The following is a 16109-nucleotide window of genomic DNA, read 5'->3' as shown; positions in this document are numbered from 1 at the left end:
GGGCGGGCCTTGGCACACGACCCCTGTCCGGAGGGGATTCGGCCTCGGCGTTGCACGAGCCGCGGGCCATGCTGAATTCTTCCCTCATGCCTCCCCGTGACCCGCCAGACACCGGCTCCACCGAGCACAACGATCCGTCCGTCGAGGCGGCCTTCCAGGCGTCTCCGCCGGAGATGGTGGCGGAGATCCTCAATGGAGAGCTGCACGTCAGCCCTCGCCCCGCCCGTCCGCATGCCAGCGTGGCGACGCGACTGGGCGTCCTCATCGGGGCGCCCTTCTGGCTCGGCACGGGGGGACCCGGAGGGTGGGTCTTCATCGATGAGCCGGAGCTTCACTTCGGTCCACGCCCGGACAAGCTCGTCCCGGACCTCGCCGGCTGGCGGCGTGAGCGGATGCCAGATGTCTTCGGTGGGGAGGACGCGCCAGCACACTACGATCTCGCCCCGGACTGGGTATGCGAGGTCCTCTCCAAGAGCACGCGGCAGAGGGACAAGGGCCCCAAGCAGCGCATCTACGCCCGGGAAGGAGTCCGGCACATGTGGCACGTGGATCCGCTGGCCCGCACGCTCGATATCTTCCGGCTCCAGGGGAGCCAGTGGCTCCTGGTCGACTCCTTCGCCGAGGATCAGCGGGTGCGTGCCGAGCCCTTCGAGGCCGTCGAACTCGACCTGGCGCGGCTCTGGTCCAGGTAAGGCATCGTCACCACTCACCGACTCAGGCACACGTGACTCCACTTCCAGCCCGCGGGTCCGCGGGCCGAGCGGCAACGGGCGGTCCAGGAGTGGCGCGACTGGTGAGCCGCGCACCGCAACACCTTCAAACGACAATGGGGGCGCTCGGCGGGAGGAGAGCACGGTTTCTCGGCCCCGGTGTTGCACGAGCCGGGGGCCATGCTGAATTCTTCCCTCATGTCCCCCCGCGACCCACCAGACACCGACTCCACCGAGCGCAATGACCCATCCGTGGAGGCGGCCTTCCAGGCGTCTCCGCCGGAGATGGTGGCGGAGATCCTCGACGGGGAGTTGCACGTCAGCCCTCGCCCCGCCCGTCCGCATGCCAATGTGGCGTCGAACCTGAGTGGCCTCATCACGGTGCCCTTCAAGCTTGGCAGGGGCGGACCGGGCGGGTGGGTCATCATCGTCGAGCCGGAGCTGCACCTCGGACCACGCCCGGACAAGCTCGTGCCAGATCTCGCGGGATGGAGGCGTGAGCGCCTGCCGGACGCCCTCGGTGGGAATGACGCCCCGGCGCACTACGACCTCGCCCCGGACTGGGTGTGCGAGATTCTCTCCGAACGCACGCGGCAGAGGGGCAAGGGCCCCAAGCAGCGCATCTACGCCCGGGAAGGGGTCCGGCACATGTGGCACGTGGACCCGCTGGCCCACACGCTCGACATCTTCCGACTCCAAGGCAGCCTGTGGCTCCTGGTCGATTCCTTCTCCGGCGAGCAGCGGGTACGCGCCGAGCCCTTCGAAGCCATCGAACTCGAGCTGGAGCTGCTCTGGTCCAGGTGAGGCGCCCGTGCCCGCTCAGGCCTCGCCCAGCTTCTGGAGCAGGGCCCGGGCATGGCCGTGGAAGGGATGTTCCGGAGGCAGGGTGCTCACGAGCTGCCGCGCCAGCTCGGCGCTCTCGGTGGACTTTCCGCCCTTGGAGCACGCCACCGCCAGGTTGAAGACCGGCTCGGGCCGGGTGGGCGCCCGCCGCCGGGCCTCCCGCAGCACCTCGATGGCGCGCGCCGCATACCGCTGGCCCCGCCGCAGCAGGAACAGGCCCAGATCGTTGCACGCCTCCCACGCCTTGGGATCCATCCCCATCGCCTCTTCATAAGCATGGATGGCCCCCTCCTCATCCGGCCGGAGCAGGGACTCGCAGGCCTTGGCCTCCAGGAGCTTGAGGGTCAACGAGCGCACGCCCTTGCCCTGCGCCTCGCGCACGAGCGTCAGGGCCTCGCGGTTGCGGCTGCGGCCCAGCAGCTCCACCACCTGTTCAATCAGCGCGGCGTTCGGATCCGCGGCCGGGGCGGGCGTGGGCAACGGCTCGCGAAGCACCGCCGCCTCGGGCACCTGCTCCAGGCCCCGCTTCAAGAGCCGCTCGGCGGAGCGCACCTTGCCCCGCCGCGCCAACAGCTCGGCCAGGAAGCGCCACGCCCGCGCATCCCGCGCGTCCAACCGCAAGCAGCAGACGAACTGGCGCACCGCGGGCCGGACCCGGTCCACCATCGCCCACGCACGGCCCAGCTCGAAGCGGAGGGAGGGCTGCTGGGGCTCGAGCGTCACGGCGCGCTCCAGCGCCTCGCGCGCGGCCTCGACGTGGCCCAGCCGCATCAGCGCCACGCCCAGGCCATACCAGACCTCGGGCCGCTCATCGCCCTGGGCGGCGAGCGGCAGGTAGAGCGTCCTGGCCGCTTCCCAGTCCTCGCGCTGGAGCGCCAGGGCACCCCGCACGAGCGCCACGTCCCGCTGCGAGCCATGGACGGCCGCCTGCTGGAGCAGGGACTCGGCCCGAGCCCCATCGCCCTCCACCAGCGACACCTTGGCCAGCGCGACGAGCGCCTCCCCATCGTTGGGATTCCGGCTCAGCCGCTGATTCGCCAGCACCGCGGCCTGCTTCACCTGGCCCATCGCCAACATCTCACCGAGGGATGGCATCACGTCTCCTGGACTCGAGTGCTCATGAACGGGCCGCCAGCGGGGGACGGCCTCGACGCATCACGTGTGATGGGACACCTGGGGGAGCCCGGGCGCCGTGGCCAACATGCTCGACTTGAACAGGGCCCCGAGCGCCGAATGGGAGTGACCGGTCATCGGGCCCTGGCTCGCCGCCGGGAGCCCCGGCGTCAGGCCCACCAGACCGGAGTTCACCAGACCCTGCTTGATCGAGGGCTTGGGGTGATGGCTGGTGTCGATCGCCACCTCGGACCTGATGCGGGTGCCCACGCCCATCGCGGCCTTCACGTCCGTGGCGAGCACGAGCTTGCCCTTGTCGAACCCGGCCCTGCCACCGGCGGTCGCCGTCGCGCCCGCGACCGCGCCCAGGGTGACGGAGCCGTGCAGGCGGCCCACATGGCCACCGAAGGTGGCATTGGCCTCGGCGCTCGCCCCCGCCCCGACCCTGCCCGCCACCAGGGCCGTGCGGTTCTTCGGATCGAAGGCCGCGCTGCCCTCCGCGACCGCCATGGCGGAGGCCCTCGCCGACCCCGTCGCGTGCACCCCCACGTGCTCGTTGAAGTCATGGGTCAGCTGGCCGGCGATCCCCGCCGAGGTCTCGGCCTTGAGGAACGCATTCGCCGTGTACGCGTGGCTGCGCGTGTCGAGGCTGTAGCCCGCCTGGCCCTGCAGCTTGAGGGCATTGGCGTCGGCGACGAACTGCGCGGAGCTCGACCCCAGGCGGCCCTCGTGCTCCACGTTGGCCACGAAGGAGGCGTTGGGCCCGTTGGCCTCGCCCTGGACGTACAGCTGATGAGAGCCCTTGGCGTTGTGTTTGACGGTGGTCAGGCTCGCCGAGCCCGCCTGCGCCGTCAGCTTGGCTCCCGGAAGGTTCTTCTCCACCTTGGGGCCCTGGGCATCGACGAGCTTGTTCGGCTTGGCGCCCGGGGCTTCCTTGAAGGGCGCGGGGCCCGGCAGGTTGACCGCGTTGCCCGAGGTCGCGAGCATCCCATTGTTGTTGTTGACGGGGACGAGCAGCGCACCGGCCGGGGTGGCGGGGGCCGGCTGCTTCTTCACCGCCGGCGCGGACGCCTCGGGGGGCAGACTCGGCAGCGGCTTGTTGAGCGCGGGAGCGGTCTTCTGCTGGGCCTCGGCGGGCATCGGCAGCGGCTTGGACGGCGAGAGCTGCTGGGGCTGAGAGGAGGGCTGAGCGTGGTTCCGATGGAACAGCGACCTGGGCGAGTGGAAGCGAACGCTCATCTCGAAGTCCTTGAGTGAAGACCGTACGTACTCAGCGCACGTACTGGTCATATGTAGGATTATCGCTCCTAAGCCTCGCGGAGTTTCCAAAGCGGAGCGAAAACCTGTCACGCAAAGCTTCTCTCCAGGATTCTGAGAAAAAGCGCCTGGAAGTGACGCTTTTTCCCACCTCCAGAGAAAGAGCCGCCCACGTTCCCCGGGGCTACGGAACGGAAGGCACCTCGCCCGTGAGCACGCAGATGAGGGCGAGCGGATCGCACTTCACGGGGAAGCTCGGGTTGATGCCCGAGCCGCGCAGGCGCGTGGGCGGGTCCGGGTAGGGATCGCACTTCGACTCGTCGGGCTGCTTGTTGGTGGCGCAGGACACCACGGGCCAGATGCCGCGCACGGTGTACTCGGCGATGCACCCGTTCTCCGTGTAGCGCAGGTCCGCGATGAACTGCGTGCCGGGGATGGAGGGGGTGTTGTAGATGCGCAGCCCGGACCACTCGTACGTCAGCGCCTTGGCCCCCTCCGACGACGAGTCGAGCGTGACCAGGCGCGTGGGATTGAGGACGGGCACCTCGCAGAAGTTGTCCGGCCCCGGGGCCTCGGTGGTCAACACGCCCACGGAGTTGGGCTGGTTCGCGGCCGCGGGGTCCAGCTTCGCCTCATCCACCAGCTTTCCCACCCGCGCGGTGCGCAAGCCCACCGAGTCCAGTGCCCCCTCCTCGCCCAGGTACTTCTGCAAGCCCACCGGCTCGGACTTGAGCTGGGCGCAAGCACTTGCCGGATCCTGCCCGGGCTTGAGCGAATAGGTGGCCGCGAACGAGCCGGTGGAGCCGTCGGACACGGCCCTCGCCACCACGCACTGCGGATCCTGCCGTTGGGCCCCACAGGCGCCCAGGAGCAACCCCAAACCAATCCATCCACGCTTCATGATGTTCCTCCGGGTGCACGCGCCTAGAAGCTCAGCCTCATGCCCAGGCGGACGGAGCGCGGCGACTGGTAGGCGATGGGGCGCTTGAAGTTGGGATTGATGTCCGCGCTGGTGATGAGGGGGTTGTTGGTCGCCGAGGAGCGCACGCGGCACCCGGTGTTGCCCGGCTCGACGCAGCTGTCCACATCGGAGGGCTTGCCCCCGTCCTCGATGGGGAGCACCCGGGTGAACGTGAACACCTGATCCACGTCCGTCACCTGCTGGAAGTTGAAGAGGTTGAAGACATCCAGGGTGACGCCGAGCGAGTAGTTGCCGCCCAGCCGATAGTTCAAGCCCAGGTGCCCGTCGACGTTGTGGACCCACGGGAGCCGACCCGCGCTGCCACGCGGCAGGATGAACGTCTCCGCGCCGCTGCGCCGCGGGTGGTAGCCCAGGTAGTTGAGCGGCGAGCCCGAGCGCACCCGATAGCTCCCACCGAGGTCGATGTTCAGGTCGCGCGACACACGGAACTCCTTGGCGCCAAAGGCCTTGAATGCGTGCGTGCGATCTCCCGGCAGCGGCCCATCGCGGTTGGTGGTGAGCGACAGCAGATCGAAGTCGCGCGTGAGGTTGGGAGACAACTGGCCGGTGTCCGCCCGGAAGAGGCCCGAGTAGTTGCCGCGCAGCGAGGACGCCGTGTAGCTCACCTGGGCCAGCCACGAGTTGGAGAAGGTCTTGGTGTAATAGACATTCACCGCGTCGTAGTCGCGGCGGGCCAGGGGGAAGTCCGACGAGGTGCCCTTGCCGGGATTGCCCAGGAAGAAGGTGCTGCCGTCGTCGCGGCTCATGTCCTCGATGACGTCGTTGAGGTAGCGCTTCGTATAGGAAACGCCCAGGCGGCCGAACACCAGCTCGTACTCCGCGCCCACGACGAGCTCGTCACTGGACTGCGCCCGGATGTTGGGATCCACCGGCACGCGGTCTCCTCCCTCGGAGCTCCAATACTGGTTGGGATTCTCCGGGTTGCCGATGGGTTGCCGGTTGCCGTCCGAGTTGCAGGCGCCTCCCGGCGCGAGGTCGCCCGGGCGGGAGGGATTGCAGGCGGGAGCGTTGTAGGTGGCCGACAGCAGCCGCTGCTGGGGGAAGGACAGGTCGGCCATGTCGAGCGGGACGTTCTCGTAGAAGCGCGCGAAGTTGGCATAGAGCTTCGAGCGACCCTGCTGGGTGAAGTCGTAGATGACGCCCAGGCGGGGCGACCACTGGTGGGGCAGGCTCAAGCCCACCTTGCCATCCAACCCCCAGATGGTCTGCGTGTCGTAGCGCACGCCCACGTTGACCGTGACCTTGTCGAGCACGGACCAGCTGTCCTGCACGAAGCCGCCCAGGGTCATCGAGGTGGACGTGCCCTCCTTGTTCGGGTCGAACTCGGGCACGTCCGGCGCCTTGAGGTAGCCGTACTGGTTGAGGGTGTAGAAACACGAGCCGTCGGTGCACTCGAACCAGGGCGCGAGTCCCGTGCGCGCCCGGTTGTTGTAGAAGCTGGCGGTCTCGCCATCGAAGCCGGCCTTGAGCACGTGGTGGCCCAGGGCCTGGAACAGGTACGTCCCCAGCACCTTGCCCTGATAGCGATTGAGCGACGAGACGCTGATGGTGCCAGGCCCTCCCGTCGTGTACGAGGAGACCGGGCAGCGCCCGCCCTCACAGACGGAGGGATCCGGCAGGCTCTCGAACTCGGTGATGGAGTGGTAGCCGGGGTTGCTCGTGCGCCGCCAGGAGATGTTGGGCGTGGCGGACAGGCCCCAGCCGCTGGACAGCCCCGAGCCATCCGTCGGCAGCGTGGAGGCCTGCTGGTGGTGCCAGCCCACCGTCGCGTCGAGCAGCAAGGACTTGTCGAAGAAGGACGAGGACTGCTTGGCCACCACGTCCATGGCGCCCCCGGTGCGAAGGGTGGCGATGGCGTCATATTGCCCCTGCACGTACGCGGTGCACGACAGCCCGCTGGTACACACCTCCGGGGCTCCATCGCGGCTGAAGGCGTAGCGGCCCGGGCCGCCGGACTGGTTGGGCGTGCCATACACCGACACGCTCAGGGTGTGATCCGGGTTGAAGTTGTAGGTGAGCTTGCCGATGTATTGCAGGGTCCGCTCGTCCGCGAAGCGCTCCACCCGGGTGCCCTCGATGGGCGTGGCGACCTGGAAGCCGGTGGCCGGATCCTTCTGCACCGCCCCCACCTTCGTACAGCCGATGGCGGGATTCACCTCCGTGCACAGGTTCAAGGCGCTGATCTGCCGGGCGACCTGGATGCGATTGAACGAGGGCGCCGCGCCCGCGTAGAACCAGAGCCTGTCGCGCAGGATGGGGCCACCGATCTCGAAGCCCACGTCCCCCTGGTTCCACGGCGTGCCCTGCGCGGAGATGACGCTCCCGGCCCGCTGGATCTCCAGCCCCGGCGTCTGCAGGAAGCCCGGGGCGATGGTGCCGAAGACGGAGCCATGGAATTCATTGGAGCCGGACTTGGTGACCACGTTGAGCACCCCGCCCGTGGAGCGGCCGTACTCGGGCATGTAGCCGCCGGTGATGACGTTGACCTCCTTGATGAACTCCACCGACAGCGGCGTACCGATGGTGCCCACCGAGGGATCATTCACGGACAGGCCATCCACCACGTACTGGCTCTCGGGCGAGGTGCTGCCATTGATGCTCACCCCGTAGGCGTCCTCCTGCGCGCCCGGCGCCAGCTCGGCCAGGGACTCGAAGGAGCGCGACGCCGAGCCCTTGCTGCCCGGGCGGATCAACGCGAGGTTGCGCAACTGGGCGGTATCCACGCTCACGCCCTGCGTGCTCGAGCCCACGTCCACCGTGGGCGGCGTGGCCACGACGACCACGTCCTCGCTCAGGCCCGCTTCCGGCAGCAGCTCCACGTTGAAGCGGATGGTGCGGTCGATGCGCAGTTGGATGTCCGTCCGGGAGTAGGGCTTGAACCCCTCGCGGTCCACCCGGAGGGTGTAGACGCCCGGCGGCAGTTGCGGAATGCGGTAGAGGCCGCTGGCGTCCGACACCACCACCTGCTCGCCCTGGAGGCTCGGCGAGGTGGCCGTCACCACCGCGTCCTGCACGGCCTGCTTGTCCGCGCCGTTGATGATCTTGCCGACGATGACCGCCGTGCCCTGCGCCATCGCGCTGGTGCCCCACAGCAACAACAGCACACACCACGCGCGCACGCGTCCAACCTGCGAGTTCACGGTCGTTCCCCTCCTGGGATGCGGAGGGGAATCCTTTGCCATATTTCTTGGAAACTGGGAATCAGCGCTCGTAGCGGATGATGCGCTCCACGCGGTGGTTCCCGGAGGAATCCACCGGCCGCGACACCATCAACTCCGCGGGTTGCTCCGTGCGCACCACGCGGGCGCTCCGGGGAGGCAGCGGCAGCACCTGTCCGACCTTCACGTCCCCGGGCGGGAGCGGGACGACCGTGAGGCCCGAGCCGTCCACCACCTCCACCGCGCCCAGGACGCTCAGGTCTCCCAGCTCCTCGATGGTTCCCGTGAGCACGAGACACGGGGCGCCCTCGCGCTGACGCAGCGCCCGCTGCGCGACCACCCCGATGTCCGCGACGAAGGCGTCTCCCGCCTCGCCGAACACCTGGGCGCCCCGGATGAGCAGGTGCAGGAGGCCGTTGCTTCGATTGAAGGGAATGGACTCGTAGCGGCCGACGTCGGCGTGCTCCGCGCTGCCCTGGGCGAGCGACTCCAGGGCGGACATCAGGGCCACGAAGGTGAGCCGGAGCATGGGCTCATCGGGCTCGGGCGAGGGCCAGGGACCCGTCTCGATGAGCACGGTGGGCGTGCCCCAGCGCCCCAGGTTGTCGCCAAAGGCGCGAGCCTCGAAGGAGTCATCGAAGCGGCCAATCTGCCCGGGGATGAGGGGCTCCAGGGCGTCGCGGATGACGGCGCAGACCTTCTTGGCGAACACCCGGCCGGGGTTGTCGTTGCGCGCGGCGTCGAAGGGAGGGGCCAGCACGGAGATGGAGGCGGGCCGCCCCGTGTCGCCCACCGCCGTGCGCCAGCTCTGGTCGTGGAGGTTGAAGCCGAGCGCCGGCTGGAGCCGGTCACGCACCGCCTTGAGCGTCCGGCCCTCGGGCGTCTGGAGCGCCAGCGCGTCGCGGTTGATGTCGATGCCTTGCGCGTTGCGTCGCTGGAAGCGCTCGGCGCCGTCCGGGTTGAGCAGGGGGAGCGCATGCACGGTGAGCGAGGAGAGCCAACGCGTGACCCGGGGAGAGTGGCGGTGACGGTGGACGTACTCGAGGACATCGAGGAGCGCGGTGGTGGCGGAGGGCTCGTCGCCATGCATCTGGGACCAGAGCAGGAGGTGGAGGGGGCCGTGACCGAAGCGCACGAGTTCGAGCGGCCGGCCCTCCACCGAGCGCCCCACCTCCTCGAGGTGGAACAGCTCAGGAGCGGCGTCGCGCAGCCGCCGCAGTGCGGCACCCACGTGGGGCTGGCGTACGAGGGCGGGGGGAGGCAGGTCCCCGGGGTGGACGTCCGCCCAGAGGTCGAGGAGTTCACGGGAGAGGGTGGGAACGATCATGAGCGGTCTGTCCTCGCGATGGCGTGCCGCGGAGGTTGCCACGGGAGTATGACGGAAGGTCATGCGGCCTGAATCCCGATGTAGCAAGCAACGCCGTGTGGGGGCCGTGGATGTTGGCGCTCCTGCTGGGAACCGGTGTGTTCCTGACGATCCGGCTCCGGTTCGTTCAGGAGGTGCGCTTTCGGGAGGCCCCGCGGGCCATGATGCCCGCGCGGTCCACGGGAGAGGGCATCAAGTTCAACGAGGCCGTCGCTCATGCATTACTTCAAAATCGAGACCGACTCCTCTGGAAGATACGCTGGGTACATTGACGGCTCACATCAATGGGGACTGCCGGGCATCATCTGTCCCGTGTGTCACGCCACATGGAGCGACGGCTCAAAATCATACCCGTCCATCGATTTGACCTCGATAGTAAGCTTGGCCGACTTCGAGACACCACGTGCCGAACCCATCGAGGAGTATGAACGGCTGTGTACATTGGTTCGCCCCCTGCTTCCTCCCGAAGCCCTCCTCGAACCTGGTACGACGTTTGGTCCCTTCATAGGCAAGTACCAGGGGAGGTTTGGACAACTCGTGGCACCCGATCCCTGGTGGCTGCTGGTACAACAACAGACACTGGACGCACTCCACTCGGCAGGCCTCCGCCACCTCACGGGCTGCCGTGCGATCCTACAAACCCGTCAGAAAGATCTGCCTGATTTGTTTGAGTTTGAACTCCTTCCTCAGGGCCAGCTCCACCCAGATTGCCTTCCAGCGAAGCGCGCTCCTGCCTGTCCGCGCTGTGGTCGGACCGGACACTCCTTGCCCGATGAACTCTTGCTCGACGAAAGAACGCTTCCACAGCACCTGGACCTGTTCCGGCTGGAGGACTTCTCTTCCGTGATGGTCTGTACGGAGCGCTTCTTCTCACTCTGCCAACGGTTGGGCTTGGATGGAGTCGAGTTCCATCCACTGCCAACACGGTCATCGACCAGATAGGGTATCCGGCATGAACAACACCATGCCCCGGAGCGAACTGGAAGCCCTCGTCCTGCGCTTCACCGATGCCTTCAACCGAGACAACCTGGACGAAGTGATGACGTATTTCGCCGAGGACGCCGTCTACGAGACCCTCGAGGGTCACCACGCCCGGGGTATCCCGGCCATCCGGGCGGCCTTCGAGCCCCAGTTCCGAGGAGTGTTCGGACGCCTGCGCTTCCTCACCCAGGACATGCTGGTGGACGAAGCCGCGGGCAAGGTGGTGCTCCAGTGGCGCTGCCAGCATGACCTGTCGCAAGCGTGGAGAGTGACCGGCCCCGAGAGGCTCAAACAATTGCTTTTCCGTACAGGGCTCGGACAGACCTTCCATTGGGAGGGGCTGGTTGTGCTGCACCTCGCGCAAGGGCGATTGCGCAGGAAGCAGACCTACTCCCGGTCGAAGCTGCCCCTCATCCGACGAGGCGGCTCCTGACCGGCCAACCGTCGCACCCACGGCGCTCCGTCAGCCGGGCTTGCGCACCAGGGCGCCGAACTCCGGAAGCAGTTGGCGGTAGGCCTCCAGGATGTCCTCGGGCACGTCCACGTGGGCAATGAAGCCCTTCCCGCGAGGGCCATAGCCCGCTTCATCATCGTGGAGTCGCGGAATCTCCCCCAGGAGGAGCGAGATGAAGCGCTCCACGCTCCAGATGGGCCCGGCATCGGTTCCCGGCTCGATGGCGAACGCGCCGTCGCGCACGACGAGCTGGGGAACGAATGGCGCATGGCTGATGAGCTGGACTCCTTCCGCCTGGGCGTTCCAGTACAGGTCGAAGGACGCGTGGGTCCTGAGCTGCATGGTCGGGTCCTGCAGCAGGATGACGGTGCGTGGCGACAGCCCGAGCTGCTTCAAGACGCGTCTCGACTGGATCGCGTTGTCCCCGCAGTTGGTCGACACGGTTTCCAGGAGGATGTCGCGCGGCGCCAGCCCCGTGGAGCGAGCGGAGATGTGGGCCATGATTTCCGCTTCGCTCCTGCCCTCCAGCTCGATGTCCGAGTACCGCGGCTCCTTGCGGACCGCCTCCCTCAACATCGCGGTCGAGTGACCGATACCGCCGGCGATCATGAAGCGCTCGGCGATCCCCGAGGCGAAGGCGGCGGCGGCCCACTCGGCGGTTCGCGGCAGGCTGCTTCCCAACAAGAGGAGCAGGTCTGCCCGCTCGATCCCCGCGCCCGTGCGCAGAGCGGCTTTCGTCAGCGATCCGAGATCACGGCGGGCCAGGAACGTGGCGATCCGATTCAGCATATGTGCCGCGCCAGTACTTCCCAGGGTCGTCATGCGAGGCTCCTGCTCCGGGATCATTCCGGTGAGGCGCCTTTTTAGTAGGGGGAACATCGGCACGCCAGGGCCAGAGTGGCATCGTCGAGCGTTCCAATCCAGCAACAGTGAGGAGCGCTGGAGCCAGCTAGTCGCGCTGGTGCAACAACGACATATTGCTCTTCGAACAGCGCGACGGCGGGCTGGGCCCGGCGTCACACTTCACCCAGGAGAAGAACAATCATGCTCACTCGTCCCCTATTGCTCACCTTGTCATTGCTCGGCGCTGCTCCCTACACGAATCCGTGGCAGGAGTTGGAGCAATACCGGGAGGACGCGCGCCGGGTGCGCGAGAACCTCGCCACCTTCGACACCCTCGACTTCGATGTGTTCACGAACCAGAAGTGGAACCAGCTCCATCACAGCCACGCGCGGAACATCATCGTCCACTGGCCCGATGGCCATCAGACGCAAGGGATTGACGTCCACATCGAGGACTTGAAGGCGATGTTCGTGTACGCACCGGACACGCGCATCCAGGTGCATCCCATCAAGTTCGGCTCGGGGGAGTGGACGAGCGTCATCGGGGTGATGGAGGGAACCTTCACCCGGCCCATGCCACTGCCTGATGGAACGAGCATCCCGCCGACGGGCAAGTCGTTCAGGCTGGTGATGAATACCGTGGGCCGCTGGAAGAACGGCGTCATGGTCGAGGAGTTCTTGTTCTGGGACAACCAGGCGTACATGCAGCAGTTGGGTCTGGCGCCGTAGCACTGACGTGCTTCAGCGTGACTCCTTGAATTCGGCGGCGAGGTCGAGGAACTTCCGGACGGCCCTCGTATGGTCTCCCTGGCAGTCTCGCAGGTATTTGACGTGCCAGCCCTCGCCCGGGAACTCCTTCTTGACGTCCCGGAGCCAGTCCCAGAAGGGTTCCAGGGAGGGATCCTCCTGACGGTTGTACAGGGTGTTGCGGATCCATCCAATGGTGAAGCAGTACAGGGAATCGAGGCTCCGCGCTCCCGTGAGAAGAGACAGTTCATGTCCCTGATCCATCCGTTGCCGCAGCCAGAGGAGCGCATCCAAGAGACCGACGGAGCGTCCGCCCCATTCCCTGGGCAGCGGCCCATAGGTGGTGAAGACCCATTCGTCCATGGCACCAGCCCCACGCCGGGCAAACACCCCATGTTTCTCGACGTATCCAGCCACGAGATCCAACAGCACCAGGGCCGCCCGCTCCTCGTCTCCCTGACACTCCAGGAGAGGCTTGACATACCAGTCGTAGCGCAGCGACTCGCCTCGTGACTCCTGGTACCAGTCCAGGAACTCCCGCCACGCCAGTTCCGCCCCGCCATTGAGATGCGTGTTCGCGAGCCACCCCTGTATGGAGGGAAACAGGGAGTCAGCGGTTTCAATCCCCGTCACGTACCACAGGGCATGTCGCGTCAGGACGTATCGGCGGCCCTGGAGGAGCGAGTCCAGGATGCCCACGCGTCGCCCCTTCCACTCCTCGGGAAGCTCTTCCGCGCTCATAGCGCCTCCACGATCTGGTGAATGACCCGACTGTCCGGACTCGTCGTGAGCCGGGTCATGTATTCGCGCAAGGGCAGACCCGCCAGTCCCGTATAGGCATCAATGACGCGGTCACCCAACTGCACGGCCACGTGATGCCCAGTGGGCGAAACCTGAAGATTCCGTACAAACACCCCATTCTCGATCACATCGAACCCCATGACCTGAGACTTACCCCTGATCGAAAAACGGATGAAGACGGGCCGTTGTGTGAACTCGCGAAGGGCCGTGTGGATGGCACGGGCAACCTTCTCGCATTCACCGGGGCGACGATTCGTGATGGAGAATGCGTTCTGGAAAGCCACCAACCAGCCAGGCATCCGACCCAGGTCCTTGAGCAACAGGTACTCATCGACGACACACTTCATATCGCCCATGAGCAGACAGGCCTTGAGCCGAGCCCTGATGGTATCGTCCTGAGGCCCTGGAGGGGTGTTGGTCAGCACTCGTCCTGTCAGCTGAGTCGCCGTACCTGCCACCTGTGCCCAGGATACTGGGGCCAGCAGCAACAAGCCCAGCAAGACCCATCCGTGCCATGCCGAGACAACCCGCCGCTCAAAGCTCATTCATGCCCCCCTGTTGAGCTTTATCAGGCGATCCAATGCCTCGTCTACCGAGGCACTCACTCAATGCAGCAAGCCGTACACTTGCTCCAGCATCACCGCGCACACGAGCCCGCCGTAGGTGCCCAGCACGTAGCCCGCCACCGCCAGCATGACGCCCACGGGCGCCAGCGCGGGATGGAACGCCGCCGCCACCACCGATGACGACGCCGCTCCCCCCACGTTCGCCTGCGAACCCACCGCCGCGAAGAAGATGGGCGCGCGCAGCCACCGCCGCGCCGCCAGGATGAAGCCCGCGTGGATCGCCATCCACACCAGCCCCACCGCCACCATCGCCGGCGCGTCCAGCAACCGCCGGAAGTCCGCCTTGGCCCCGATGGTCATCACCAGCACGTAGAGGAACAACGCCCCCACCCGGCTCGCCCCCGCCCCCTCCAGCTCTCGCAGACGGGTGAAAGACATCGCCGCCCCCACCGTCGTCACCAACAACACCACCCACGTGAAACCCGTGATGAAGGTGCCCACGTCTGGCAGATGCCTCGCCACCTCCGTGCACACCACCGTCGTCCCGAGTCCCAGGGTGAGCATCCACACCAGGTCCGACAGCGTCACGGGCCGCGCCACCGAGGCCTGGAAGCGCGCCACCTGCTCGCGCACCTCATCGAGCGCCTTCCGGTCCGCTCCCATGCGCGCGTCCATCTTCAACTCCTGGCCCGCGAACCACAGCAGCACCGCCGTCCACAGGTTCGACACCCCCACGTCCACCACCACCATCATGCTCAACGTGTCCTCGTGCGCCCCGATGCTCCGCCCGATGGCCACGAAGTTCGCGCTCCCCCCAATCCACGAGCCACTCAGCGCCGCCAATCCCTTCCACGCCTGCTCCCCCAGTTCCGCCGGCATCCACCGCCCCAGCAGCAGATAGGCGATCGGCCCCCCGAGCATGATGCCCGCCGTCCCCGCCAGGAAGGGCACCACCGCGTTGCGCCCCAGCCGGGCAATGGCTCCCAGGTCCATCGACAACACCTGGAGCACCAGGCTCGCGGGCAGCAGGTACGCCGACACGAAGCCATACAGCGGCGACTGTGTGGGAATGACCCCCGTGTTCGACAGCAGCGTGGGAATGAAATAGACGAGCACCAGCAGAGGCACGACCTTGAAGAAGCGCCCGAGCACCGGGTGCCGCTCGACGAAGAGCAGCAGCGCCAACACGGCCAGCAGCACCGTGAGCACCGCCATGGGCTCCTGGATGAGCGGACCACTCATGGTTGGGATTGAGGCTCCACGCCGAGCCCGGGCCCATCCCCCAGGCGGATGCGCCCACCCACCACCGGGTGTCCCTGGAAGGGGTCCGCCGCCAGCAGCAGGTTGCCGTCCAGATCCAACCAGTCCGCCATCGGCCCCAGATGCGCCGCCGCCGCGATCCCCACCGACGTCTCCACCATGCACCCCAACATCACCTTCAGCCCACAGGCGCGCGCCGTCTCGATGATGCGCAATGCCTCGCGGATGCCCCCGCACTTCTGCAGCTTCACGTTGATGCCGTGATAGCCCTCGGCCAGCCGCGGCACGTCCGAGGCCTTCATCAACGCCTCGTCCGCCACCAGCGGCAGCGGCGAGCGCTCGCGCAGCCACTTCGCCCCCTCGACATCCGCCGCCGGCAAGGGCTGCTCCACCAACTCCACTCCCCGCTCCGCCAGCCACTCGATGTGACGCAGCGCTTCCTCGGGGCCCCACGCCTCGTTGGCGTCTACCCGCACCACCTTGGACGTGGCATCCCGCACCGCGCCGAAGGTCTCGCGCACCGCCTGTGCACCCAGCTTCACCTTGAGCACCGGATACGGCTCCGCCTCGCGCACCTTGCGCGCCAGTGTCTGCGCGTCGTCGATGCCGATGGAGAAGGAGGTGATCGGCATGCGCGCCGGATCCAACCCCAGCATCCGGTAGAGCGGAACCCCCAGCCGCTTGCCCGCCAGGTCATGCAGAGCCACGTCCAACGCCGCCTTGGCCGCATGGTTTCCCGGCAGGGCCTCGTCGATGCGCTCGGAGAGGATCCGGAAGTGCCATGGGTCCCCCTCGAGCGCCGGAGCGAGCCGCCCGAGCGCCTCCGTCACGGTGTCGGCGGACTCCCCGTAACGCACGTTCGGCGCCGCTTCGCCCCGACCCACCACGCCGTCCGCGCGCAGCTCGACGATGACGTTGCGTTTGAAGGTGCTCGTCCCTCGCGCGATCGTCCACGCGTGGCGCAGGGGAAGCTCGAGGACTCGGACATCCATGGGGAGTGGCATGCGGAGAACCCTGGGGGAAGGAGC

At 67.3% G+C, this 16109-nt stretch carries 15 protein-coding genes; 5 read left to right on the top strand and 10 right to left on the bottom strand.

Annotated elements, in window-relative coordinates:
• The first annotated feature begins 68 nt into the window (after positions 1–68).
• Together CYFUS_RS10350 and CYFUS_RS10345 are read left to right on the top strand one after the other, a co-directional pair.
• Positions 69–692: a Uma2 family endonuclease gene (locus tag CYFUS_RS10350; protein WP_420042684.1), complete on the top strand. Its 624-nt coding sequence runs from the start codon at positions 69–71 to the stop codon at positions 690–692.
• A gap of 198 nt (positions 693–890) precedes the next feature.
• Positions 891–1514, top strand: a complete 624-nt coding sequence (locus CYFUS_RS10345; RefSeq protein WP_232537487.1) for a Uma2 family endonuclease — start codon at positions 891–893, stop codon at positions 1512–1514.
• Positions 1515–1529: 15 nt separating this feature from the next.
• Here the strand turns inward: CYFUS_RS10345 and CYFUS_RS10340 are convergent, their stop codons facing one another.
• The 5 genes from CYFUS_RS10340 to CYFUS_RS10320 form a co-directional block, all read right to left on the bottom strand.
• Positions 1530–2648 (bottom strand): tetratricopeptide repeat protein, encoded by a 1119-nt coding sequence (locus CYFUS_RS10340; RefSeq protein ID WP_095985068.1) that lies wholly within the window; start codon positions 2646–2648, stop codon positions 1530–1532.
• Between the two features lie 60 nt (positions 2649–2708).
• Positions 2709–3905 (bottom strand): hypothetical protein, encoded by a 1197-nt coding sequence (locus tag CYFUS_RS10335; protein ID WP_157758378.1) that lies wholly within the window; start codon positions 3903–3905, stop codon positions 2709–2711.
• 202 nt (positions 3906–4107) lie between these two features.
• On the bottom strand, positions 4108–4824 hold the full coding sequence (locus CYFUS_RS10330; RefSeq protein WP_095985066.1) for a hypothetical protein: 717 nt from the start codon (positions 4822–4824) through the stop codon (positions 4108–4110).
• Positions 4825–4847: 23 nt separating this feature from the next.
• Entirely contained in the window at positions 4848–8045 is a 3198-nt protein-coding gene (locus CYFUS_RS10325) for a TonB-dependent receptor (RefSeq protein WP_095985065.1), read from the bottom strand.
• Between the two features lie 61 nt (positions 8046–8106).
• Positions 8107–9390, bottom strand: a complete 1284-nt coding sequence (locus tag CYFUS_RS10320; protein WP_095985064.1) for a M14 family metallopeptidase — start codon at positions 9388–9390, stop codon at positions 8107–8109.
• Between the two features lie 255 nt (positions 9391–9645).
• Between CYFUS_RS10320 and CYFUS_RS10315 the strand changes: the two genes are divergently transcribed.
• Both CYFUS_RS10315 and CYFUS_RS10310 read left to right on the top strand, forming a co-directional pair.
• Complete coding sequence (locus CYFUS_RS10315) at positions 9646–10371, top strand: double-CXXCG motif protein (protein ID WP_095985063.1); 726 nt, start codon at positions 9646–9648, stop codon at positions 10369–10371.
• 10 nt (positions 10372–10381) lie between these two features.
• Positions 10382–10843, top strand: coding sequence for a YybH family protein (locus tag CYFUS_RS10310; RefSeq protein ID WP_095985062.1), 462 nt, complete (start codon positions 10382–10384; stop codon positions 10841–10843).
• Positions 10844–10873: 30 nt separating this feature from the next.
• Here the strand turns inward: CYFUS_RS10310 and CYFUS_RS10305 are convergent, their stop codons facing one another.
• Positions 10874–11686 (bottom strand): YdcF family protein, encoded by an 813-nt coding sequence (locus tag CYFUS_RS10305; protein WP_157758377.1) that lies wholly within the window; start codon positions 11684–11686, stop codon positions 10874–10876.
• 222 nt (positions 11687–11908) lie between these two features.
• Here CYFUS_RS10305 and CYFUS_RS10300 point away from each other — a divergent pair, with 222 nt between their 5' ends.
• A complete protein-coding gene (locus tag CYFUS_RS10300) occupies positions 11909–12436 on the top strand; it encodes an ester cyclase (protein WP_095985060.1) in 528 nt (175 codons plus the stop codon).
• A gap of 12 nt (positions 12437–12448) precedes the next feature.
• On the opposite strand, the gene CYFUS_RS10295 is transcribed toward CYFUS_RS10300, so the two are convergent.
• The 4 genes from CYFUS_RS10295 to CYFUS_RS10280 are packed head-to-tail and all read right to left on the bottom strand — an operon-like array spanning position 12449 to position 16085.
• A complete protein-coding gene (locus CYFUS_RS10295; RefSeq protein WP_095985059.1) occupies positions 12449–13195 on the bottom strand; it encodes a hypothetical protein in 747 nt (248 codons plus the stop codon).
• On the bottom strand, positions 13192–13800 hold the full coding sequence (locus tag CYFUS_RS10290; RefSeq protein ID WP_157758376.1) for a hypothetical protein: 609 nt from the start codon (positions 13798–13800) through the stop codon (positions 13192–13194). Before CYFUS_RS10290 ends, CYFUS_RS10295 begins: the two co-directional genes overlap by 4 nt.
• A 60-nt stretch (positions 13801–13860) precedes the next feature.
• The gene (locus CYFUS_RS10285; RefSeq protein ID WP_095985057.1) at positions 13861–15063 is read right to left on the bottom strand and encodes a DUF819 domain-containing protein; all 1203 of its coding nucleotides are present in this window, start codon (positions 15061–15063) and stop codon (positions 13861–13863) included.
• On the bottom strand, positions 15060–16085 hold the full coding sequence (locus tag CYFUS_RS10280) for a dipeptide epimerase (RefSeq protein ID WP_095985056.1): 1026 nt from the start codon (positions 16083–16085) through the stop codon (positions 15060–15062). The genes CYFUS_RS10285 and CYFUS_RS10280 overlap by 4 nt, the downstream gene beginning before the upstream one ends.
• Positions 16086–16109 lie beyond the last annotated feature (24 nt).

The sequence above is a fragment of the Cystobacter fuscus genome, assembly GCF_002305875.1.
GTDB classification, from domain to species: domain Bacteria; phylum Myxococcota; class Myxococcia; order Myxococcales; family Myxococcaceae; genus Cystobacter; species Cystobacter fuscus_A.
This window is presented reverse-complemented; position numbering and strand designations above follow the sequence as displayed.